Origin of the sequence: Mycobacterium sp. DL, from assembly GCF_039729195.1 — a bacterium.
Taxonomy (GTDB): Bacteria; Actinomycetota; Actinomycetes; order Mycobacteriales; family Mycobacteriaceae; genus Mycobacterium; species Mycobacterium hippocampi_A.
Map to the genome: position 1 here is coordinate 4,812,156 of NZ_CP155796.1, position 21,391 is coordinate 4,833,546.

General features: G+C 67.6%; 21 protein-coding genes. 11 read left to right on the plus strand and 10 right to left on the minus strand.

All coding sequences use genetic code 11. From position 1 onward, the window contains the following. Positions 1-84 precede the first annotated feature (84 nt). Complete coding sequence (locus ABDC78_RS22985; RefSeq protein WP_178360454.1) at positions 85-885, plus strand: alpha/beta hydrolase; 801 nt, start codon at positions 85-87, stop codon at positions 883-885. After that, positions 882-2,036: a SpoIIE family protein phosphatase gene (locus ABDC78_RS22990; RefSeq protein ID WP_178360453.1), complete on the plus strand. Its 1,155-nt coding sequence runs from the start codon at positions 882-884 to the stop codon at positions 2,034-2,036. The genes ABDC78_RS22985 and ABDC78_RS22990 overlap by 4 nt, the downstream gene beginning before the upstream one ends. 79 nt (positions 2,037-2,115) lie before the next feature. Here ABDC78_RS22990 and ABDC78_RS22995 read toward each other — a convergent pair whose 3' ends face one another. Genes ABDC78_RS22995 through ABDC78_RS23005 form a run of 3 tightly spaced genes read right to left on the minus strand, consistent with a single transcriptional unit; the run spans position 2,116 to position 4,307 of the window. After that, positions 2,116-3,069 carry an ATP-dependent DNA ligase gene (locus ABDC78_RS22995; protein ID WP_178360452.1) on the minus strand — a complete coding sequence of 318 codons (954 nt, stop codon included), beginning with the start codon at positions 3,067-3,069 and terminating at the stop codon, positions 2,116-2,118. A gap of 3 nt (positions 3,070-3,072) precedes the next feature. Further along, on the minus strand, positions 3,073-3,867 hold the full coding sequence (locus ABDC78_RS23000; protein ID WP_178360451.1) for an SDR family oxidoreductase: 795 nt from the start codon (positions 3,865-3,867) through the stop codon (positions 3,073-3,075). After that, on the minus strand, positions 3,867-4,307 hold the full coding sequence (locus ABDC78_RS23005; RefSeq protein WP_178360450.1) for a cupin domain-containing protein: 441 nt from the start codon (positions 4,305-4,307) through the stop codon (positions 3,867-3,869). Before ABDC78_RS23005 ends, ABDC78_RS23000 begins: the two co-directional genes overlap by 1 nt. 209 nt (positions 4,308-4,516) lie before the next feature. Here ABDC78_RS23005 and ABDC78_RS23010 point away from each other — a divergent pair, with 209 nt between their 5' ends. From ABDC78_RS23010 to ABDC78_RS23025, 4 genes are all read left to right on the plus strand, one after another. Then, the gene (locus ABDC78_RS23010; RefSeq protein WP_178360449.1) at positions 4,517-6,895 is read left to right on the plus strand and encodes an arylsulfatase; all 2,379 of its coding nucleotides are present in this window, start codon (positions 4,517-4,519) and stop codon (positions 6,893-6,895) included. A 98-nt stretch (positions 6,896-6,993) separates the two neighbouring features. Then, positions 6,994-7,341, plus strand: coding sequence for an Lsr2 family protein (locus ABDC78_RS23015; RefSeq protein WP_178360448.1), 348 nt, complete (start codon positions 6,994-6,996; stop codon positions 7,339-7,341). A 150-nt stretch (positions 7,342-7,491) separates the two neighbouring features. After that, positions 7,492-8,490 carry a GNAT family N-acetyltransferase gene (locus ABDC78_RS23020; RefSeq protein WP_178360447.1) on the plus strand — a complete coding sequence of 333 codons (999 nt, stop codon included), beginning with the start codon at positions 7,492-7,494 and terminating at the stop codon, positions 8,488-8,490. Further along, a complete protein-coding gene (locus ABDC78_RS23025) occupies positions 8,487-9,335 on the plus strand; it encodes a shikimate 5-dehydrogenase (protein WP_178360446.1) in 849 nt (282 codons plus the stop codon). Before ABDC78_RS23020 ends, ABDC78_RS23025 begins: the two co-directional genes overlap by 4 nt. 24 nt (positions 9,336-9,359) lie before the next feature. On the opposite strand, the gene ABDC78_RS23030 is transcribed toward ABDC78_RS23025, so the two are convergent. Further along, on the minus strand, positions 9,360-10,061 hold the full coding sequence (locus tag ABDC78_RS23030; RefSeq protein ID WP_178360445.1) for an LpqN/LpqT family lipoprotein: 702 nt from the start codon (positions 10,059-10,061) through the stop codon (positions 9,360-9,362). Between the two features lie 236 nt (positions 10,062-10,297). Between ABDC78_RS23030 and ABDC78_RS23035 the strand changes: the two genes are divergently transcribed. Genes ABDC78_RS23035 through ABDC78_RS23045 form a run of 3 tightly spaced genes read left to right on the plus strand, consistent with a single transcriptional unit; the run spans position 10,298 to position 13,211 of the window. Beyond that, positions 10,298-11,812, plus strand: a complete 1,515-nt coding sequence (locus ABDC78_RS23035; protein WP_256736248.1) for a PE-PPE domain-containing protein — start codon at positions 10,298-10,300, stop codon at positions 11,810-11,812. A gap of 45 nt (positions 11,813-11,857) precedes the next feature. Next, the gene (locus ABDC78_RS23040) at positions 11,858-12,520 is read left to right on the plus strand and encodes a DUF5642 family protein (RefSeq protein WP_178360443.1); all 663 of its coding nucleotides are present in this window, start codon (positions 11,858-11,860) and stop codon (positions 12,518-12,520) included. 28 nt (positions 12,521-12,548) lie between these two features. Continuing rightward, positions 12,549-13,211 carry a DUF5642 family protein gene (locus ABDC78_RS23045; protein WP_178360442.1) on the plus strand — a complete coding sequence of 221 codons (663 nt, stop codon included), beginning with the start codon at positions 12,549-12,551 and terminating at the stop codon, positions 13,209-13,211. A 1-nt stretch (position 13,212) separates the two neighbouring features. Here the strand turns inward: ABDC78_RS23045 and ABDC78_RS23050 are convergent, their stop codons facing one another. Next, the gene (locus tag ABDC78_RS23050) at positions 13,213-13,818 is read right to left on the minus strand and encodes an alpha-ketoglutarate-dependent dioxygenase AlkB (protein WP_178360441.1); all 606 of its coding nucleotides are present in this window, start codon (positions 13,816-13,818) and stop codon (positions 13,213-13,215) included. A 57-nt stretch (positions 13,819-13,875) separates the two neighbouring features. After that, positions 13,876-14,310 carry a redox-sensitive transcriptional activator SoxR gene (soxR, locus tag ABDC78_RS23055; RefSeq protein WP_178360440.1) on the minus strand — a complete coding sequence of 145 codons (435 nt, stop codon included), beginning with the start codon at positions 14,308-14,310 and terminating at the stop codon, positions 13,876-13,878. 46 nt (positions 14,311-14,356) lie between these two features. Between soxR and arcA the strand changes: the two genes are divergently transcribed. Further along, a complete protein-coding gene (gene arcA / locus ABDC78_RS23060; RefSeq protein WP_178360439.1) occupies positions 14,357-15,565 on the plus strand; it encodes an arginine deiminase in 1,209 nt (402 codons plus the stop codon). A gap of 92 nt (positions 15,566-15,657) precedes the next feature. Here the strand turns inward: arcA and ABDC78_RS23065 are convergent, their stop codons facing one another. Next, complete coding sequence (locus tag ABDC78_RS23065) at positions 15,658-17,208, minus strand: phospholipid carrier-dependent glycosyltransferase (RefSeq protein WP_178360438.1); 1,551 nt, start codon at positions 17,206-17,208, stop codon at positions 15,658-15,660. Positions 17,209-17,232: 24 nt separating this feature from the next. Here ABDC78_RS23065 and rsmI point away from each other — a divergent pair, with 24 nt between their 5' ends. Continuing rightward, complete coding sequence (gene rsmI / locus ABDC78_RS23070) at positions 17,233-18,069, plus strand: 16S rRNA (cytidine(1402)-2'-O)-methyltransferase (RefSeq protein WP_178360437.1); 837 nt, start codon at positions 17,233-17,235, stop codon at positions 18,067-18,069. On the opposite strand, the gene ABDC78_RS23075 is transcribed toward rsmI, so the two are convergent. Genes ABDC78_RS23075 through ABDC78_RS23085 form a run of 3 tightly spaced genes read right to left on the minus strand, consistent with a single transcriptional unit; the run spans position 18,052 to position 21,384 of the window. Further along, complete coding sequence (locus ABDC78_RS23075; RefSeq protein ID WP_178360436.1) at positions 18,052-19,287, minus strand: aminodeoxychorismate synthase component I; 1,236 nt, start codon at positions 19,285-19,287, stop codon at positions 18,052-18,054. The two genes, rsmI and ABDC78_RS23075, sit on opposite strands and share 18 nt — an antisense overlap. A 34-nt stretch (positions 19,288-19,321) precedes the next feature. Beyond that, positions 19,322-20,218, minus strand: a complete 897-nt coding sequence (locus ABDC78_RS23080) for an RNA polymerase sigma-70 factor (RefSeq protein ID WP_178360435.1) — start codon at positions 20,216-20,218, stop codon at positions 19,322-19,324. Beyond that, positions 20,215-21,384: an FAD-dependent oxidoreductase gene (locus ABDC78_RS23085; RefSeq protein ID WP_178360434.1), complete on the minus strand. Its 1,170-nt coding sequence runs from the start codon at positions 21,382-21,384 to the stop codon at positions 20,215-20,217. The genes ABDC78_RS23080 and ABDC78_RS23085 overlap by 4 nt, the downstream gene beginning before the upstream one ends. Positions 21,385-21,391: the final 7 nt, after the last annotated feature.

Sequence of the window (21,391 nt, forward strand, 5' to 3'; positions counted from 1 at the left end):
GATACCCGGGCTTGCTTGGAGGTTGCTGTGACCGATGGAGCGGACTCGGCGCCGCGGCGTCCGGGCGGGTCCTAGGCTGGACCGGTGGATGTGCACGCCCGTAACAACGTCACGATCGTCGGCGCGCCGGGGGCGCCGGTGCTGATGTTGGCGCACGGGTTCGGTTGCGACCAGAATCTGTGGTGGCCGGTCGCGGACCTGCTCCAGTCCGAGTTCCAGTTGGTGCTCCTTGATCATGTGGGTTGTGGAGCGTCGGATCCGAGCGCGTGGGACGCCGACAAGTACTCGTCGCTGTCGGGTTACGCCCAGGACATCGTCGAGATCGCGCGTGAACTCGACCTGCGTGATGTGGTGTACGTCGGTCACTCCGTCGCGGCGATGATGGGCGTGCTCGCGGTCATCGCCGACCCGTCCCGGTTCGCGAAGTTGATCATGCTCACGCCGTCGCCTCGATACATCGACGACGGCGACTACCGCGGCGGATTCTCCCGCGCCGACATCGACGAGTTGCTGGAGTCGATGGAGATGAACTACCTGGGTTGGTCGCACGCGATCGCGCCGGTGATCATGGGCAACACCGAGCGTCCCGACCTGAGCAGGAAACTCGAGGCGGCGTTCTGCCGAACCGATCCGGCGTGCGCCCGGATCTTCGCGCGCGCGACCTTCCTGTCCGACAATCGTGGCGATCTCGCCCAGGTGTCCGTGCCCACCTTGGTGATCGAGTGCGCCCAGGATGCGATCGCACCGCAGGGTGTCGGGCAGTTCGTTCGCGATCACATCCCCGGCAGTCGACTGGTCACCCTCGACGCCAGCGGGCACTGCCCCCACGTGAGCGACCCCGGACCGACCGCGCTCGCCATCGCCGAATTCGCCAGGGCCTCATGATCGACGCGGACATCGAGGATCTGTGGGAGCACGCCCCAAGCGGCCACCTCATCGCCGACCCGGGCGGACGGATCCTGCGGGCCAACACGACCCTGCTCCGGTGGCTGGGGTACGAGCCGGATGAGCTGCGCGGCAAGCTGATCGGCGACCTGTTGACACCCGGTGGGCGCATTCACTACGACACCCACTTCGGGCCGCTGCTGCGGATGAAGGGCGAGCTTGCGGGCGTCACCGTCGACCTGGTCACGGCGCAGGGAACCCGCCTGCCGATGTTCCTGACCGCCAACGTCAAGACCGGCGAGGACGGCCGGCCCGAGCTCGTCCGGATCAGCGCATTGGACGCCACCGACCGCCGAACGTATGAGCAGGCACTTCTTGAGCAGCGCCGGTTGGCCGAGGCCGAGCAGGCGCGCGTCAGGGTGTTCGCCGACACGCTGCGTCGCTCGTTGCTGCCGCCGGTGCTCTCGCCGCCGCCCGGTCTCGATGCCGCCGACTACTACTACGCCGCCTCGGTCGAGGACATCGGTGGCGACTTCTACGACTTGTTCCCGCTGACCGATTCGACATGGGGGTTCTTCCTCGGAGACGTCATCGGGAAAGGTGTCGACGCCGCCGTCATGACCGGGCTGACGAGGTACGTGCTGCGCTCCGCGGCGGTGTCCGATCACGATCCCGTGCGGGTGCTGCACAATCTCAACTCGGTGCTCACCCAGAAGCTGGGGATCACCAGCAGCAGCCTGTGCACCGTGATCTACGGCAATCTGACCAAGCGCGACAACGGTTTCGACATCGAGCTGGGTAGCGGAGGTCATCCGCCACCGTTGCTGCTGGGTGCCGACGGCAGTGCCGCCTACGCCGACACGGTCGGCGGCCAGGCCGTGGGGATCACGAGCACACCGCACTTCGTCGCGCACCGATTGCATCTGGCCCCGGGGGACACGCTGGTGCTCTACACCGACGGATTGACCGAGGCGAGCACCGGTATCGGCCGCGAGCGCTACGACGACGAAGGCGCGTTGTTGAGCTTCGCGCAGGCCCACGCCCCCTCGTCGGCGCAGGCCATCGTCGACGCGGTGCACGGCCTCCTGCTGGACCTCGGCGACGGTGTGCAGGATGACACCGCGCTGCTCGCGCTCGGCGTCCCCGCCTAGCTTCGCCGGAATTGCAGTCCAACAGCGCGCTTCTCGAAAAGGTGCTGCTGGAATGCAATTCCGGCGCGGAGGGGGTGGGCTACGAGGACTGCCGGCGGGTCCGGGCGCGCCGCTTGCCCTCGTGCATCGCCGCCACCCGCGCGACGGGAATCGTGCGGCCGAACTCGATCAGCTCGGGTGCAAGCCGCTGCGGGTCGGGCATCGACTCCGTCCATGACGGTCGGCCGACGAGAGCTTCCAGCGCCGTGTGGACGGTGAAATCGGCTGGTGTGATGTCCTCGAGTTCGTCCCAGTCGAGCGGGAACGACACCGGGGTACCCGCACGGAGCCGGGGGCTGTACGCGGCGGCCACGGTGGCCCCGCCGGCCCGGGTGGAGTCGACGAACACCTTGCCGCCGCGGTCGGCAACGATGAACGCCGTCGTCGCGATCGACGGGTCGAGGGCTTCGGCACGGGCCGCCAGCGCCCGCGTCGCCGCCGCCACATCATCGACCGGAGCGCTTTCGTCGATGGGCACGAAGACGTGAATGCCTTTGGCGCCGCTGGTCTTCGGCGCACCGCTCAAGCCGTTGTCGGCCAGTGCCTGCCTCACCAGGTGGGCGACGGCCACCACCTTCGAGAAGTCCTCGTCGGGCGGGTCCAGATCGAGCACCAGGTGTGTGGGCCGGTAGACGTCGCCGGCCAGCCCGAGTGTCGGGTGGTACTCCACGGCACGTTGATTGGCCAACCACAGCAGCGTGCGCCGGTCGTCGCACAGTGCATAGTGCACTTCGCGTTTGGAGGCCTCCGCCCACATCGGCACGGTCCGTACCCAGTCCGGTGTGTACTTGGGCACGTTTTTCTGCATGAACGGCTTCTGGCCGCGCAGCACCCGCAGCACCGTGAGCGGCCGCCCCGCGAGAGCGGGCAGTAGGCGGTCGGCGACCGCGTCGAGGTAGTCGACGAGGTCGCGCTTGGTGGCCCCGGCCTCGGGGCTCAACGGCTCATCGAGGTTGGTCAGGTCAACGCCGGCGCGCTGTTCGCTGACGGCCACAGGTCATCCGGCGGTCGTGTAGATGCCACCGTCGACCGGGATGATCGCTCCGGTGAGGTACGAGCCCGCCCTGCTCGTGAGGAACACGGCGATGCCGGCCATGTCGTCGTCGCGCCCGATCCGGCGCAGTGGCGCCGCCTCGGCGATCGCATCGCCGTAGGTCTCGAGGGTGGCCGCCATCATCTTCGACGGAAATGGCCCTGGCGCAACAGCATTGACGGTGACATGCTGCGGGCCCAGTTCGCGGGCGAGCACCCGGGTCAGCTGATGCAGCGCCGCCTTGCTGCTGGCATAGGAGTAGGTAGGCATCGAGCTGACGCGTAGGCCGTCGATGCTGCCGATGTTGACGACCCTGGCGGGATCCTCTGCGGTGCCCGCGGCCTTCAGCGCGGGAAGAAGCGCCTGGACCATCCAGAACGGCGACTTGACGTTGAGGTCGAGCACCTTGTCCCATGCCGAGTCGGGAAAGCTCTCGATGGGCTCACCCCAGGTGGCTCCGGCGTTGTTGACCAGGATGTGAAGTTCGCCGTCCGCGGTGACGAGGTCGGCCAGCCTGGTGCATTCGTCGTGCCGGGACAGGTCGGCGGCGATGGCCTGCACGTCGCCGAACTCGGACAGGTCCGCCCGTGCCTGTTCGCAGGCGTCCGCCTTGCGGGAGCTCACCACAACACGGGCGCCGGCCTGCAGCAGCCCGCGGGCCATCATCAGGCCGATGCCACGGGTACCTCCGGTGACCAGCGCCCGTTTGCCGGTGAGATCAAAAAGCTCTGCGTGGGAGCTGAATTGAGCGGTGGTCATCAGGAGGCCGTCTCCGTGTCGGGTGGCGGTGTGCCGACCAGCACCGCGCTGAGCCGGCAGCCGTCGGCCCCGGCTCGCCACGCGTGGTCGACGCCGGTCAGCACCACCAGGTCGCCCTGTCCGAGTCGGTGGGCGCCGTCGTCGAGCACCAGGTCGACGCTGCCCGACAACACCGTCTGCAGGTCGAGGGTGTCGGTGTGATGCATCGGTGTCTCGGAGTCGGGTCCGAGCTCGACCACCATCCATCTGACGTGACCGGGGGCGATGCCCTGGTCGATCAGGGGTGCGGTACCTGTGGGACGGCTCGGGGGTGGACTCGTCGTCGTCGCGTACGGGATGCCCATCGCGAAGCCGGGTGCCAACTGGTCCAGCGACAGCCCATCCTGGCTGACGACGCAGGACCTGCCGTCGGCGTCGACTCCGGTGATCACGGTTCTCACTGCTTTCGGCTCCCTCTCCCGTCGGATTGTGTCCGCCCTGCATCATGCGCCAACACAGCGCCGCCGCGAGGAACCGGGGTGAGATCAGGGGTATCACGCGGTCATCGCGTGTCGGCCGGGATTTGTGCCTACGATCTGCACTGAGTGCTCCAGGAGGCGGGCGCTCGGCCGGCCGGCGTGGGCCTCCCAGCTCGGAAGGCGCACTGACCATGACCGAAGCGCAGAAGCCGGACACCGTGCGTCGCGACATCCTCCCGATGCCCGACGTGGCACATGTGGGGTTGACGACGTACGACGCGAAGGATCCGGATACCAGCTATCCGCCGATCAAGGACGTCCGGCCGCCGGCGACTGCCCCGAACGTCGTGGTCATCCTGATCGACGATGTGGGTTTCGGCGCCAGCAGCGCGTTCGGCGGACCGTGCCAGACGCCGAACTTCGAGAAACTCGCGGCGGGGGGCCTGAAGTACAACCGCTTCCACACCACTGCGTTGTGTTCGCCGACACGGCAGGCGTTGCTGACCGGACGCAACCATCACTCGGTGGGCATGGGCAACATCACCGAAACCGCGACCGCTGCACCGGGTTACACCTCGGTACTACCCAACACCAAAGCGCCGCTGGCGCAGACGTTGAAGCTCAACGGCTACTCCACGGCACAATTCGGCAAGTGCCACGAGGTCCCGGTGTGGCAGACCAGCCCGGCAGGGCCGTTCACCGCATGGCCGACCGGCGGTGGTGGATTCGAATACTTCTACGGCTTCATCGGCGGGGAGAACAACCAGTGGGATCCTGCGCTCTACGAGGGAACCACCCCCATCGAGCCGCCCAGGACCGCAGCCGAGGGCTATCACCTGACAGAAGACCTGGCGGACAAGGCGATCAACTGGGTGCGCCAGCAGAAAGCCCTGCTACCGGACAAACCGTTCTTCATGTACTTCGCGCCGGGCGCCACCCACGCGCCGCACCAGGTGCCTCGGGAGTGGATCGACAGATACCGGGGCAAATTCGCTCACGGCTGGGACCGCCAGCGCGAGATCACCTTTGAGCGACAGAAGGAACTGGGAGTCATCCCCCCGGATGCCGTGCTGACGCCGCGCGACCCCGAGATCCCGGGCTGGGACGACATGGATCCGGCGCTCAAGCCGGCACTCGAGCGTCAGATGGAGGTGTACGCCGCCTTCATGGAACACACCGATCATCACGTCGGCCGCCTGCTCGATGCGCTGGAACCGGTGATCGAGGACACGCTCATCTACCTGATCGTCGGCGACAACGGCGCCTCGGCGGAGGGGACGCTGCAAGGTGCGTTCAACGAGATGGCCAACTTCAACGGCATGGCGGACATCGAGACACCCGAGTTCCTGATCTCCAAACTCGACGAGTTCGGTGGCGAGGGCTCCTACGGTCACTTCGCGGTCGGCTGGGCCTGGGCGATGGACACCCCCTACCAGTGGACCAAACAGGTGGCCTCGCACTGGGGTGGCACCCGCAACGGCACGATCGTGCACTGGCCCAAGGGAATCAAAGACAAGGGCGGCCACCGTAATCAGTTCAGCCACGTCATCGATTTTGCGCCGACGGTGCTCGAGGCGGCGGGCCTCCCGGCGCCGACGATGGTCAACGGGGTGATGCAGAGCCCCTACGAGGGGACCAGCATGGTCTACAGCTTCAACGACGCCGATGCGCCCGAGCGTCACCAGACCCAGTACTTCGAAATGTTCTGCAACCGTGGCATTTACCACAAAGGCTGGAGCGCGGTGACGAAACACCGCACGCCGTGGGCGATGGGCGGACAAGCGATGCCCGCTTTCGACGACGACGTCTGGGAACTCTATGACGGCAACACCGATTGGACGCAGTCCGACGACCTTTCCGATAAGCATCCGGACAAACTGCATGAGCTGCAACGCCTGTGGCTTATCGAAGCCGTCAAATACAACGTTCTCCCGCTTGATGACCGGCAGATCGAACGCATCAACCCCGCCACCGCCGGACGTCCCTCGTTGATCAAGGGCAACAGTCAGTTGTTGTTCTCGGGGATGGGCCGACTGTCGGAGAACAGCGTGCTGAACATAAAAAACAAATCCTTCGCGGTCACCTCCGAGGTGGACGTGCCGAGTAATGGCGCCGAAGGCGTGATCATCGCGCAAGGCGGAAGGTTCGGTGGGTGGAGTCTGTACACCAAGGGTGGGCATGCCAAGTTCCATTACAACGTGCTCGGAATCAAGTCCTATGAGATCGAGGCGTCCGAGCCTGTTGCCGTGGGCACCTCTCAGGTGCGAATGGAATTCGAATACGACGGCGGTGGAATGGGCCGTGGCGGAACGGTATCGCTCTACTACGACGGCAGGGAAGTGGGCCGGGGCCGGGTCGATCAGACCCAGGGTTTCATCTTCTCCGCGGACGAGACCACCGATGTGGGTTATGAATCCGGTACCACGGTGAGTCCCGACTACACGGCCCACAGCAGCAGATTCACCGGCAAGATCGACTGGGTTCGCATCGATCTCGGGGACGACGCCAAAGAAGCCGACCACTACATCGACCCCGACGAGAGGTTCCGGATCGCGATGGCACGGCAGTAATTCTTTGAATGGCGTAACCCCGGCGAACTTCTGTAAGGACATTGCCGAAATCACTGGTAGTGTTACTGGCCAGTAATTGAGTTCGACGAGGAGCTGTTATGGCCGAGGTAATTGTCCGCCAACTGATCGACGATATTGACGGTTCTGAAATACGCGACGGTGGAGGCGAACGGGTTGAATTCTCGTTTCGCGGCGTCGACTACCACATTGATCTTTCCGCCGCTAATATCGCCAAACTCGAAAAGGCGCTGAAGCCCTACATCGACGCGTCTGCCAAGGTGCGCAGTGGTGGTCGTGCTCGCCGGACCAAGACCAACGGGCACGGCAAGTCCTCCCCGGAGCAGTTGGCGGCGATTCGTGACTGGGCTCGTAAGAATGGGCACGAGGTCGCCGATCGTGGTCGCATAAAAGCCGAGATCGTCGAAGCTTTCGACGCGGCGCATTAGCCGTTACGCCGAGGGCGTCGATTCGCGGTGACTATTGCTCGACTGCGGTCTCGACTTCGCTACGCGGTCTGATGTGGTGTCGGGACAGCGGTCCGGGCCGCCCAGTCACTGTTCCTTGCCCCCCTGTGCACGTCGCCGTAGCCTCGTGACGTGTCCGGCCTGACCGTTGTCCGAGCCGACGATCTCGTCGGCTTGGAGGTCTTCGCGGGTACCGATGTGGAGACGCTGATCCCACTTGCCGCGCAACTGCGCCCGCTGGTAGCCGCTGAGGGTCAGGTGTTGATGCACCAGGGCGAGATGGCGGTGTCGTTCCTGTTGATCGGGTCCGGCAGGGCCGAAGTCACCCACACAGGCGCGGACGGTCACGACACCGTCGTCGAGGTGACACCCGGCCTCATCATCGGTGAGATCGCGTTGCTCCGCGACACGCCGAGGACCGCGACGGTGATGGCCACGGAGCCGCTGACCGGCTGGGTCGGCGGTCGCGAAGCGTTCGCCACCATGCTCGAGGTGCCGGGGGTCATGGACAGGCTGGTGCGCACCGCCCGTCAGCGCCTGGCCGCGTTCATCAGCCCCATCCCGGTTCCGGTGCGCGACGGATCGATCCTGTACCTGCGTCCGGTGCTCCCGGGTGACATCGAGCGAACCACCAACGGCCCCGTCGAATTCTCCGGCGAGACCCTCTACCGCCGGTTCCAGTCGATCAGGGTGCCGTCGAAATCGTTGATGGCCTACCTGTTCGAGGTCGACTACCTCGAACACTTCGTGTTCGTGCTCACCGACGGGCCCGACGGCCCGGTGGTGGCCGACGCCCGGTTCGTCCGCGACGAGGCCGATCCCGCCGTGGCCGAGATCGCCTTCATCGTCGGCGATGCCTATCAGGGCAGGGGCATCGGCACACTGCTGATGGGCGCCATCTCGGTGGCGGCCGGGTACGACGGCGTGCAGCGCTTCACCGCACGGGTGCTCAGCGACAATCAGCCCATGCGCGCAATTCTCGACCGCTTCGGTGCCACGTGGCACCGCGACGATCTCGGCGTCGTGGTGACCGAGATCGACGTGCCCCAACCCGAAGACCTGCCGTTCCCGCCGGAGCTGACCAAACAGATCCGCGATGTCGCCCGCCAGGTCATCCGGGCGGTCGGATGACCCGCGAACCGGGGGTCGAAGGTGGTCGGCGGCCTCCCTTGAGCAGGGACACCCGACTGTGCATTTCGCTGGCGGCGCGGCCCAGCAACATCGGCACCCGCTTCCACAATCATCTCTACGACGTCCTCGGCCTCGACTTCATCTACAAGGCGTTCACCACCACCGACATCGACGCGGCGATCGGTGGGGTGCGCGCGTTGGGGATCCGCGGATGTTCGGTGTCGATGCCGTACAAGGAAGCGGTGTTGAGCCTCGTCGACGCTGTCGAGCCCTCGGCTCTGACCATCCGATCGGTCAACACGATCGTCAACGACGACGGCCGGCTCACCGCGTCCAACACCGATTACCTTGCGGTGCAACAACTCATCGACGAGCACGGATTGCAGCCACAGCAGACGGTGCTGATCCGCGGAAGCGGAGGCATGGCCGGCGCGGTGGGCGCGGCGTTCGTCGACCGGGGATTCGGCGACGGCGTCGTCGTCGCACGCAACTCCGTGTCCGGGTCGGCGTTGGCCGATCGGCTCGGCTACGAGTACGCCGCCGAGGTCGGCGCGCGCAGCGCCGACGTCGTCGTCAACGTCACCCCGATCGGCATGGCCGGCGGGGACGAGGAACACGATCTGGCGTTCGCGGAGGCCACGATCGCCCGAGCGGGCACCGTGTTCGACGTGGTCGCGCTGCCTTCGGAGACTCCGTTGATCAGCGCGGCGCGGCGCGCGGGGATCGACGTCATCACCGGCGCAGAGGTGATCGCGCTGCAGGCGGCCGAACAATTCGAGCGGTACACCGGGGTGCGACCCAGCCCGGCCCAGATCGCCGAGGCCTCGGCGGTGTCGCGGGCCTGACCGGTGGTCGGGGGGTGACCGGCGTCAGGGGGTGATCGTGGTCTCGTCGTCGATGGCCGCGGTGGCGTCCATCAACGGCATCGCCTGATCCTCGGTGCCGTCCGCGTTGAGCTGCAGCACGTAGAGGCCGTCCTGGCCCGGGATCACCACCGTCTTCTGCGCGATCATCCGGGTCACGCCGTCCCTGACGTACATGCCGCCGATCTGGGTCGCCTCGAATCCGCTCAGCGTGCCCGGCTGACCGGTGGTGGGGCCTTCGAACTCGGGCAGGTTCTGCAGTTCGCCGGGGGCGTACTCGAGGATCTTGGCCGGGTCGACGTTGCCGGTGAGCTTGGAGACGATCGCGATGATCGTCGGCGGATCCTGGGCCATCGCCGGATCGCCGGTGAATACGATGGCGCCGTAGGCCCATTCGGGGGTATTGGCTCCGGCGTCTTCCCAGCCCTCCGGGAAGGGCAGGTCGATGGTCGGCGCGCCGGGATCGCCACGCTTCACCGGGGCTTCGGTGATGTTGTTCTGCTGGATGTAGTCGACGATGGTCATGGCCGGCCCTGCGGCCTCGGCCGACGTGGTGGGCGCCGCCTCGCTGGTGGTGGTCTCTTCGGATTCCGTGGCCGAAGTGGTGGTGGTCTCCTCGGTCGAGGTGTCCGAGCCGCAACCTGAGAGTCCGATTCCGAGTGCGACGGCCGCGATGGCGATGACGCCGGCCCGCATGGGGATGGTCATGTCGTCTCCTGATGTGTGTGGGCCTGGTGGCGTCGCGCGATGTCCGCGCGACGAAGGCCGGATCGCTGCGCAGCATAACCGCCCGCGCCCCAGTTCTCAGGAAAAGGCACACGAATTTGCCCGGTGCGGGAACCCCAGTTGCCGATTCCGGCACGCACATGACCTCCGAGGGTGCATGATCCCTTTGCTACATCTGCGGAAGTGGGTCGGGAATGCAGTCGGTGGTCCGTTCCTTCATGTCGATTTTCCTCGCGCTGGGCGCTGTGGTGGCGATGTCGGCGTCGTGGGTGACCGCCACGGCGATTCCGTTGCTGGCAGCTCACACCACCGCCCTGATCATGGGCGGCACGTTCCATCCGCTGACGGGTCCGCGAGACAAGCCCGACTTCGTCACGTCCTACCTCGACAACGCGGTCATCGGTCACCTGGACGCTGCCTTCGCGGGTCCGGTGACCAATGCCGTCGCCGTGTTCACGCCGGAGGAGTTCTTCCCCATCGGTCGGCTCACGCTCGACAGGTCGGTGGCCGAAGGGCGGGCGAATCTGCACCGGTGTCTGGCGGCCACGGCCGACTGTGTGTACAACGACGACGCCGCGGTGACACCCGGCGTCGGTTCTGTCGCGCCTCAGCCCGGGGATTCGTTTCAGGTCTTCGGTTACTCGCAGAGTTCGGTGATCGCCTCGCTGCTCAAACGGGATCTGATCGCCGACTACTCGGCCGGCGACGCGGTGATGCCGTTCATGCTGGTGGCCAACCCGATGCGGCCCAACGGTGGCGTGCTGATGCGCGGTGCCGGCCTGCCGACCATCCCGATCCTGGGCATCACGTTCACCGGCGCCTCGCCGACGGACAGCGTGATGCTGCCGGACGGCAACTATGCCTACCCCACGGTCGATATCGCCAGGCAGTACGACGGCCTCGGTGGCGATTTCCCGGTCCGCCCGCTGAATCTCGTCGCGACGCTCAATGCGCTGTTGGGGTACGGACTCCTGCACGGCGAAACCGTGGACGTTCCTTTCGGCGAGGCGCGGTATCAGGGTCGCGAGGGCGATACGAGCTACTACCTCATCGAGACCGACATCGTCCCGCTCCTGCAACCCTTTGCGTTCTTCATCCCGAAAGCGATTCTCAAGGCGATCGACGCACCCCTTCGGGTGATCATCGAGGACGCGTACGACCGTGGCATCAACCCGGGTGTGCCGACTGCCGCCGGTTGGTGGCCGACCAACGACCTGTTCGGTCTGATCGCAGATGTGATCAGGGCGATCCCCGTGGCGGTGGACAATCTCTTCGAGGGTTTCGGCCTGCCCCGGGTTCTCCGCACCGAGGCGCCCGGCACCTTCGGCGTGGCAGGCCCGGAACTGCCAGCAGACCCCGCCGCGGTGACTGCGCAATCGCATCGGACGGTCCTCACATCGGACGGAACGGGTTCCGAAGATGGTCAGCTCGAGGTCGATTCGATGACCGGGTCCATCGGCGAGAGCGAGAAGCGCGGCGAGGTCACCGATACCGGCAGCGAGGAACCAGCGGCGGTCGCGGAGTCGGACCCCGAGGAGTCGTCGCCCGAAGCCGAACCTGACGTATCGGCCGAAACCGAGCCCGAAGCCGAACCCGAACCCGACCCCGAACCGACACCTGAACCCGACCCCGAACCTGACGAGGCGGCCGGCACCGACACGGATGCATCCACAACGACGGATCCGGCCGATGGAGATTCCCAACCGTCCGACAACAACGCCGCCGCGGCGTGAGCGTCGCGAACAACACATCGGCGTGAGCGTGGTATCAACAGGGCCGTGAGGCTGTTGGGCGTCGTCGCGCTGGCTCTGTTGAGCGCCTCCTGCGCCCAGCCTCCGGAACCGCCGGCCCCCGCCCCGTCGTCGATGACACCGGACACCACGACGATCAACCCGGCAAGGATCGATCGGGCACGCAACGGAGTGCCGGACGGATACGAGGTCACCGGGTACACCGGGCCGCCCACTCCGATCACCCTGTGGGGCTTCGCCGACGCCGCGGTGTCCGAACCTCCGCAGTGCCTGACGTTGGCTACTCCCGCCGTCGATCACGCGACGGCGCGGGGCTGGTCGGCCTCGGGACCGGGCGGGATCGTCTACGCGGTGGTGGCCCGGTCGTTGCACCCGCAGGCGCCCGACCCCGCTCTGCTCGCCGAGTGCGCGCAGTGGAGGTTGAACTCCGGGCGGACCGCGGGGACCGTGGCCACAGTCCCCGGGCCGGTCGTCGACGCGGCCCAGACCGCCGGGATGAACACCGCTGCCACCACCGTCGTCGAAGGTGGCACACAAACACGTTCGGGTGCAGACACATTCGTTGCCTACCTGGGTGACTACGTCTGCTTCATCGCCCTGGTGACCGACCCCGGATCACCAAGCCCGGGCCTCGACGCGGGGTTCGCGGCCGACCTCCTGGTCGAAACGGTGTCGGCGCTGCGCGGTTGAGCGGGGTCGCGCGGGTACATTGGCGGCGATGTCGAAACCCACGGTGGCCCTTGCTGTCGCGTCGGCAGGGCTGTTGGTGGCGTGTGGCTCAGGGCAACCCGAGGATCTCTCGCAGGCTGATATCGCCAACGTCGCCGACGTCAAGTCCTCTTTCGGACCGCCGTTCACGGTGAACACGGTCGGTCCCGCCGCCATCGACCCGCGCCTTCTGGGTCCGCAGACGCTGCCCCCGGGCGTGACGTTCGCGCCCCCGGAATGCGGCGAATCGGCAAGTCGCCAGGCTGTGCCCGAAGGGGTGCAAGGCAACATGGCGGCCACCACGGCCGAGGGTGAAGGTGTCCGCTACATCGTGATCGCCGTCGAGACCTCCGAACCCGTGCCGGTCAGCACACCGTCGGAGCAGTGCCGCACGGTGTCGTTCGACGGTCCGGGCGTCCGCGGCCTGGTCGAGGTCGTCGACGCGCCGCAGATCGACGGCACCCACGTCGTCGGCACCCATCGTGTCCTGCAGACCACGGCGGAGGGGGAGCAGCGCACCGGCGAGCTCTACAACTACGTCGCCAACTTCGGTGAGTTCATCGTGATCGTCACGGCAAACCCGTTGGTGCTGCCCGACACTCCGGTTGTGCCCGTCGACACCGAGCGCGCCCGCGAGCTCGTCACCCAAGCGGTCAGCCTGGTCAGGGGATGACTCACCGCACGTCGTAGGGCCGGAACTGGATGCTGATGCGCGGTCCGGTGGGCCGGGTGGTCTTCGGGATCGAATGCTCCCAGGTGCGCTGGCACGACCCGCCCATCACCAGCAGATCGCCGTGGCCGTGCCGCAGTCGCAACGACGGACCGCCGCCGCGGGGCCGCAGCGCAAAAACTCTCGTCGCGCCCAGGCTCACGATCGCGACCATGGTGTCGTCGGTGCGGCTTCGGCCGATGTTGTCCCCGTGCCAGGCCACGCTGTCGGTGCCGTCGCGGTAGAGGCACAGCCCCGCCGTCACGAACGGCTCGCCGAGTTCACCGGCGTAGGCGTCGTTGAGCCGCCTCCTGAGTTGTTTGAGGCGTGGATGCGGCGGCGGGTCGTCGACCAGGTTGTGAAAGCTGACCAGCCGTGGGACATCGAGGACGCGGTCGTACATCTGGCGGCGCTCGGCCCGCCAGGGAATCGCATCGCGCAGTTCACCGAACAGTGATTCGTCGCCGTCGTCCTGAGGCAGCCACCCGGACCGCACCTCGAGCCACGCGCCGTTGCCGAGATCGCGGCGATCGGTCTGATCGAACAGAGAGCTTTGCAGAGCCGGCTCCATGCGGCGCAGTCTATCGCACAGGCGTTCGAAGTCACGCCGCGGACGCGTGGCTCACCGTCAGAGTCGGACGGCGCCGGGTCCGTGCGCGGCGAGCGCGTCATCGGGGTTGGCGAGCGTGCAGATCTTCAGGCTCAGGCAACCGCAACCGATGCAGCCGGTCAGGTTGTCACGCAGCCGTTGCAGGTGCACGATGCGTTCGTCGAGATCGGCGCGCCATCCCGCGGACAGGCGTGCCCAATCCTTGCTGGTGGGTACACGATCCGTCGGCAGCGTCGACAGTGCCTCTCGGATGCGGGCCAACGGGATTCCCAGTCGTTGCGACATCCGGATGAAGGCGACCCGGCGCAGGGTTTCGCGGCTGTACCGGCGCTGGTTCCCGCTGGTGCGTCTGCTGTGGATCAGGCCTTCCCGCTCGTAGAAGTGCAACGCGGAGATCGCGACCCCGCTGCGGACCGCCATGTCGCTAGGCGTGAGCTCGGTAGCCGTGTCCATGACCTCAACCATAGTTGAGGTGACGTTTGGCGTTACGGTGCTAGGTGTGACGGACGCTGTGTTGGGGTGCAATTCGGAGGTGGGCACGCTGCGGGTGGTCATCCTGCACCGGCCGGGGCCCGAACTGCAGCGGTTGACGCCACGCAACAACGACACCCTGCTCTTCGACGGTCTGCCGTGGGTGGCCAAGGCCCAGGAGGAACACGACGCGTTCGCCGCACTGCTGCGCTCGCGTGGGGTCGAGGTGCTGCTGCTCGGTGACCTGTTGACCGAAGCGCTGGCCAACAGCGGGGCGGCCCGGATGCACGGCATCTCCGCGGCGGTGGATTCCCGCAGACTCGGTGTGCCGCTGGCCCAAGAGCTCTCGGCATATCTGCGCACTCTCGGTGCCGATGCGTTGGCGCACGTGCTGATGGCCGGGTTGACGTTCGACGAGTTGTCGTTCGGGGAGAACGAACTCTCGCTGGTGCGGCGGATGCACCACGGCGGGGACTTCGTCATCGACCCGCTGCCGAACCTGCTGTTCGCCAGGGACTCGTCGTTCTGGATCGGTCCGCGGGTCGCCATCACGTCGCTGGCGCTGCCCGCCAGGGCACGCGAGACGTCGCTGACCGACGTCATCTATGCCCACCATCCGCGGTTCCTCGGGGTGCGCCGCGCCTATGAGTCACGATCGGCGCCCGTCGAGGGCGGTGACGTGTTGTTGCTGGCACCGGGGGTGGTGGCAGTGGGTGTGGGGGAGCGGACCACGCCTGCGGGCGCGGAGGCGTTGGCGCGCAGTCTGTTCGACGATGATCTGGCGCACACGGTGCTGGCCGTACCGATCGCTCAGGAGCGGGCGCAGATGCACCTGGACACCGTCTGCACGATGGTCGACACCGATGCGGTGGTGATGTACCCGAACATCGTGGACTCGTTGACGGCCTTCACGATTCGGCGCGCGGCCACCGGTGTGAAGATCGACGGCGCCGCGCCCTTTGTCGAAGCGGCAGCCGACGCGATGGGCATCGGCAAGCTTCGTGTCATCGACACCGGACTGGATCCCGTCACCGCGGAGCGTGAGCAGTGGGACGACGGAAACAACACCCTCGCGCTGGCCCCCGGCGTGGTGGTCGCCTACGAGCGCAACACCGAAACCAATGCGCGGCTGACTGATTCGGGTATCGAGGTGCTGCCGATCGCCGCGTCGGAACTGGGCACCGGTCGCGGCGGGCCCCGCTGTATGTCGTGCCCCGCGGGCCGCGATCCGCTGTAGCCTCCGTCCTGCCGCGGAATAGCATTCCGGGCTGTGATTTCCTGCCCGGCAGCGACCCGGAATGCTATTCCGCGGGAAGTAGCCGGGCCGCGCTACCGCCAGGAGGGCAGCCAGATCTGCAGGTTCCAGGTGGTCTGCGAGATCGGCAGGCCCGTCAGAATCGGATACAGCCACGCGAAGTTCGTGATCACCAGCGCGACATAACAACACACCACGACCAGGCCGAGCGTTCGTCGCTCGGCGTTCTGCCCCGGTTTGTAGAGGATGTCGCCGAGGATCATCGCGATCATCATGACCAGGAACGGCGCCATCGTCGCGGCGTAGAAGAAGTACATCTGCCGATCGATGTCGGCGAACCACGGCAGGAATCCCGCGCTGTAGCCCACCAGCAGCACCGCATATCGCCAGTCCTGCTTGACGAATGCCCGCCACACCGCCCACGCCAGCACCGGCACCGCGAGGAACCACATGGCTGGGGTGCCGACCAGCATGACGGCCTTGACGCAGGACTGTGCCCCGCATCCCGGGATGTTCTCGGTGTCGATCGCGTACAGCACCGGCCGCAGCGACATCGGCCACGTCCACGGCTTGGACTCCCACGGGTGATGGTTGCCGTCGGCGTTGGTCAGACCGGAGTGGAAGCGGAACGCCGCGTAGGTGTAGTGCCACAGCGACCGCACCGCGTCGGGTATCGGCAGCAGGCTGTCGGCTCCGATGGAACGGCCGACCTGATAGCGGTTGACCGCCGTCTCGGACGCGAACCACGCCGAGTACGACGCCAGGTACACCCCGAACGGGATGAGCACCAGCGCATAGAGCGACGGCCCGACGTCGCGGCGGAACACCCCGAGCCAGGGGCGCGGAACCCGGTACTGGCGGCGCGCGACGACGTCGAGAACCACGGTCATCACGCCGAAGAACATCACGAAGTACAGGCCCGACCATTTGGTCGCGCAGGCCAGTCCGAGCAGCACCCCCGCGCCGAAACGCCACCACCGGACCCCGAGGCGCGGGCCCCACGGTGTCTCCCCGATGCGGCCTTCGAGCAGGGCGATGTGCATCCGCTCGCGCACCTGGTCGCGGTCGACGATCAGACACCCGAACGCGGCGACGATGAACACCGTGAGGAACCCGTCGAGCAGCGCGGTGCGTGCGGTGACGAAGCTGACCCCGTCGGCGATCAGCAGCAACCCCGCGATTCCTCCGACCAGGGTCGATCGGCTGATGCGCCGGGTGATGCGCACCACCAGGAGCACGAGAACGACGCCGCACACCGCGCCGGAGAACCGCCAGCCCAGCCCGTTGTAGCCGAACAGCGCCTCGCCGATCGCGATCAACTGCTTGCCCACCGGCGGGTGCACGACGAGCCCGTAACCGGGGTTGTCCTCGACGCCGTTGTTGTGCACCATCTGCCAGGCCTGCGGCGCGTAGTGCTTCTCGTCGAAGATCGGGGTGCCCGCGTCGGTCGGCGAGCCGAGGTTCAGGAAGCGAGTCACCGCGGCCAGTGCGGTGATCACCGCAGTCATCGCCCATCCCTGCAGGCGGTCGATCGGACCGAAGTCCGCGACGGGTACCAGGGGTCCCGGGCTGATCACGGGAGCCGTCCGCGGGCGAACAACACGTTCGTCGGACGGGGCGCTCACGCCTGCGATCGTAGGCTGTCAGGCATGACCACCGGCCGTCTGCTCGTCGCAGCCACGCCGCTGGGCCAGCCGTCGGACGCGTCCGCCCGGCTGGTGCGGGCGCTGGGCAGCGCCGACGTGATCGCCGCCGAGGACACCCGCAGGGTGCGGACGCTGGCGCAGTCGCTCGAGGTACGCCTGGCCGGCAAGGTCGTCAGCCTCTTCGACCAGAACGAGGCATCCCGGATACCGGCACTGCTCGAGGACATCCGCGGCGGCGCCACGGTGCTGCTGGTCAGTGACGCCGGGATGCCGTTGATCAGCGACCCCGGCTACCGGCTGGTGTCGGCCTGCATCGACAACGAGCTCGGGGTGCAGTGCCTTCCCGGCCCGTCGGCGGTGACGACAGCGCTCGCAGTCGCGGGCCTTCCGTCGGAGCGGTTCTGCTTCGAGGGCTTCGCGCCGCGCAAACAGGCGGCCCGGACGTCCTGGCTCCGGTCGCTGGCCGCTGAACCCCGCACCTGTGTGTTCTTCGAGTCGCCGCGACGGCTGGCCGACTGCCTGCGCGACGCCGTCGCCGTGTTCGGGCCCGAGCGCCGTGCAGTGGTCTGCCGGGAGTTGACCAAGACCCACGAGGAGATCAAGCGGGGTGCCATCGGCGAGCTCGCCGACTGGGCCGCCGACGGGGTGCTCGGTGAGATCACCGTGGTGCTCGCCGGGGCGACGCCGACGGCGGACCCCGACGCCCTGGTGGCCGATGTGAACCGGCTCGTCGCGGCGGGCATGCGGGTCAAGGATGCGTGCGCAGAGGTGATCGCCGCGAATCCGGGTTCGCCGTCGCGACGCGACCTCTACGACGCGGTGCTACGCGCGCGTGACTGATGCCGGCGAACCGATGATCGGCCTGGCTTTGTGCAGACATTCGTCCCATTCGCGGGCCGGGTCGGAGTCCGCGGTGATCCCGCCGCCGACGCCGAGCACCGCGGATCCGTCCGCAGCGAACTCCACCGTGCGGATCGCCACATTGAGTTCGCAGCCCGCCACTGGTGACGCCAGACCGACTGTGCCGCAATAGACTCCGCGCCGATGCCGCTCCCATCCGGCCAGCAGCTCGCGGGCCCGCGCCTTGGGTGTCCCGGTCACCGACGCCGGCGGGAACGTTGCATCGAGCACCGCCGCCATCGGCAGGTCCGCCGCAACCTGCGCCGTCACCGTCGACACCAGGTGCCACACTCCCGGTGCCGGGCGCACCGCCAGGAGTTCGGTGACCGCCACCGACCCGGTGCGCGCGATCCGTCCCAGATCGTTGCGGACCAGATCCACGATCATGATGTTCTCCGCGACGTCCTTGACCGAGTCCCGCAGGGTGGCCGGATCGGCGTCGGCGGGCAGCGTGCCCTTGATCGGACTCGACGTCACCGCCTCGCCGCGACGGCGGAGGAACAACTCGGGTGACAGCGATGCCACTGCACCCCAGTCGCCTGCGAGGTAGGCCGCGCGCGCCGGAGCGGTCCGCTGGACGGCGTCGACGAAGAAGTCCACCGGGTCGCCGTCGAGGGTGCCGGTGAACTGCGTGCACACGCACGCCTGATACACCTCGCCTGCGGCGATGGCCTCCAGGCATGCGAGCACCCCGAGGTGGTGCGCGGCCCGGTCGGCCTCACCCCAGGTGACGACGGCGTCCCGGGGCGCACCTGTGTCGTGCAGCGCGTCGGAAACCCAGCCGGACAGTGGTGCGCCGGAGAGGCTTTCGTACCACCAGAGGCCGTCGAGGTCGCATCGCAGGACGCAGTCCGACCATCCGCCTGCGGCCTGCGGGATGCGCGGCCCCAGCCCGTCGGCCCCGGGATCGGGGTAGGACAGGTATCCGAACCAGCCTCCGCCGACGGGCCCGTCGGCGCGGTCGCCCGGCGCCACATCAAAAACGCCACCCGGCGTCGCCTCACGGGTGGTCAGCGACGGGGCGATGACCGCGCGCGACCCGAACCACTCACCGATCAGGGCGGCGGGGGCGACCAGCCCGAGTCGTGCCGTCGCCGCGGCCAGGGCGCTGAGCACCGACGGGGCGTCGCCCAGGTCGCCGAGTCGCTCGATGCGCACCGACCCAGCCTGACAGACCCCGACCCGGTGCGGGCTATCGGCTGATCACCCGGGGCATCATCACCGTCGCCAGCTTCTCCGGATTGCGCATCGCATAGAAGTTGGTGATCCTGCCGTCGACCACCTCGAACGACACCACGCCCTCGAGATGATCGCCGATGTAGAGCACCATCGCGGGCGCGCTGTTGTAGATCGCGGGCTCGACCCGGCCCTCGGCGCCGGCCAGTCGGGCGAAGCCCATGAGGAGCCGCGCCACCCGGTCTGCCCCCGACACCGGTCTGCGTGCGGCGCTGACCTTTCCGTCGCTGTCGGCGGTCCACACCACGTCGGGCGCCAGCATGGACATCAGCCCGTCGAGGTCTCCGGTGGCGGCGGCCGCGAAGAACCGGGCGGTGAGTTCCGAGGACACCTTGGGGTCGACGGGCTCGAACCGCTTGCGCCGCGCCTGGACGTGTTCACGGGCACGGTGCGCCATCTGGCGCACCGCCGCTGCCGACTTGCCGACCGCGGAGCTGATCTCGTCGTGGGAGAAGCCGAACACTTCCCGCAGCACAAACACCGCGCGTTCATCGGGTCCCAGCGTCTCCAGGACCACCAGCATCGCCATCGACACGGACTCGGCCAGCACCACATCGGCGGAGGCATCCTGTTCGGTCAGCAGAGGCTCGGGCAGCCACGGCCCGACGTACTCCTCGCGACGCCGCGACTGTGCCCGCAGCGCATTGAGCGACTGCCGGGTGACGAGCTGGGCGAGGTAGGCCTTGGTGTCGGTGACCACGGCCAGGTCCACCTCAGCCCACCGCAGGTAGCTCTCCTGCAGGACATCGTCGGATTCTGTTGCGCTGCCCAGGATCTCGTAGGCGATCGTGAACAGCAGGGGCCGCAACATCGTGAACCGTTCGGCGTGCACGTCACCCGGCGTGGCGGTCATGGTGCCATGGTCTCCGATTCGCGGGCGGCGAGTGCAGCTTTGCGGTCCGGGCCCTTCTGCGACTTGTACGAACCCGGCTTGACGGCCTCGCCGCGCATCCACTTCAGCGTCCAGCGGCACACCTGCTCCTTGATCAACGCGCCGGCGCGCCCCCCGACATAGAGGTTGGTGGGGGTGTCGTCCTTGTGCTGGAACTGCAGGGTGCCTCCGCGGCGGCCCAGGCTGATGCATTGGGCCGACATCGGCACGCTCGCGTCGGCAGCTTCGACGCCGCCGATTCGGCTCAGCACGGTGTTCGCCGCCTGCGCTCCCAGCGGCAGCCCCGCCTGGCAGCTCATCCGGTACGGCAGCCCCGACGGTGCCGCCGCATCCCCGGCGGCCACGATGTAGGGATTGTCGATGCTGGTCAGCGTCTCGTCGGTGAGCAGTCGGCCGATTCCGTCGGTGGCCAGACCGCTGTCGGCGGCCAGCCCGGGCACGCCGAACCCGGCCGTCCACACCGTCGCCGCACTCGGCAGCCGCCGGCCGTCGGCGAGCGCCACCTCCGAGCCCGTCACCTCGGTGACCATCGTCTCGATGACCGCGACCCCCAGCTTGTGCAGCCGCTTGGCCACCGACCGGCGGCCCGGCTCGCTCAACGACGGGCCGAGCTCGCCGACCAGGGTGACCGAACGGCCCGCCTCCGCGAACTCCGACGCCGCCTCGATTCCCGTCAGGCCGCCGCCGACCACCACGATCGGCGCCGACACGTGCAGGTCGGCCAGCCGTGCGCGCAGCCGCTCGGCCTGCTCGAGTTCACTGAGGGGATAGGCGAACTCCCGCGCACCGGGCACCCCGGCCGGCACAGCGCCGGTACTGCCGACGGCGTACACCAGGTAGTCGTAGGCGAGCGTCGCCCCGGATGCCAGCGCGACGGTGTGCGCTGCGGCGTCGATGCGCTCGGCGCCGTCGACCACAAGTCGCACACCCGGGTTCAACAGCGTCGCGAACTCTTCGATTGCGTCGTCATTTTGGATGGCCAACTGATGCAGCCGGATTCGTTCGACGAACTTCGTGCGGGGGTTGACCAGCGTCACGGTGGCGCCGCCCCCCTGGATCCGGTTGGCCGCCATCACTCCGGCGTAACCGCCGCCGATCACGACGACGCGGGCTGTCTTCTCGGTCATGGTGTCT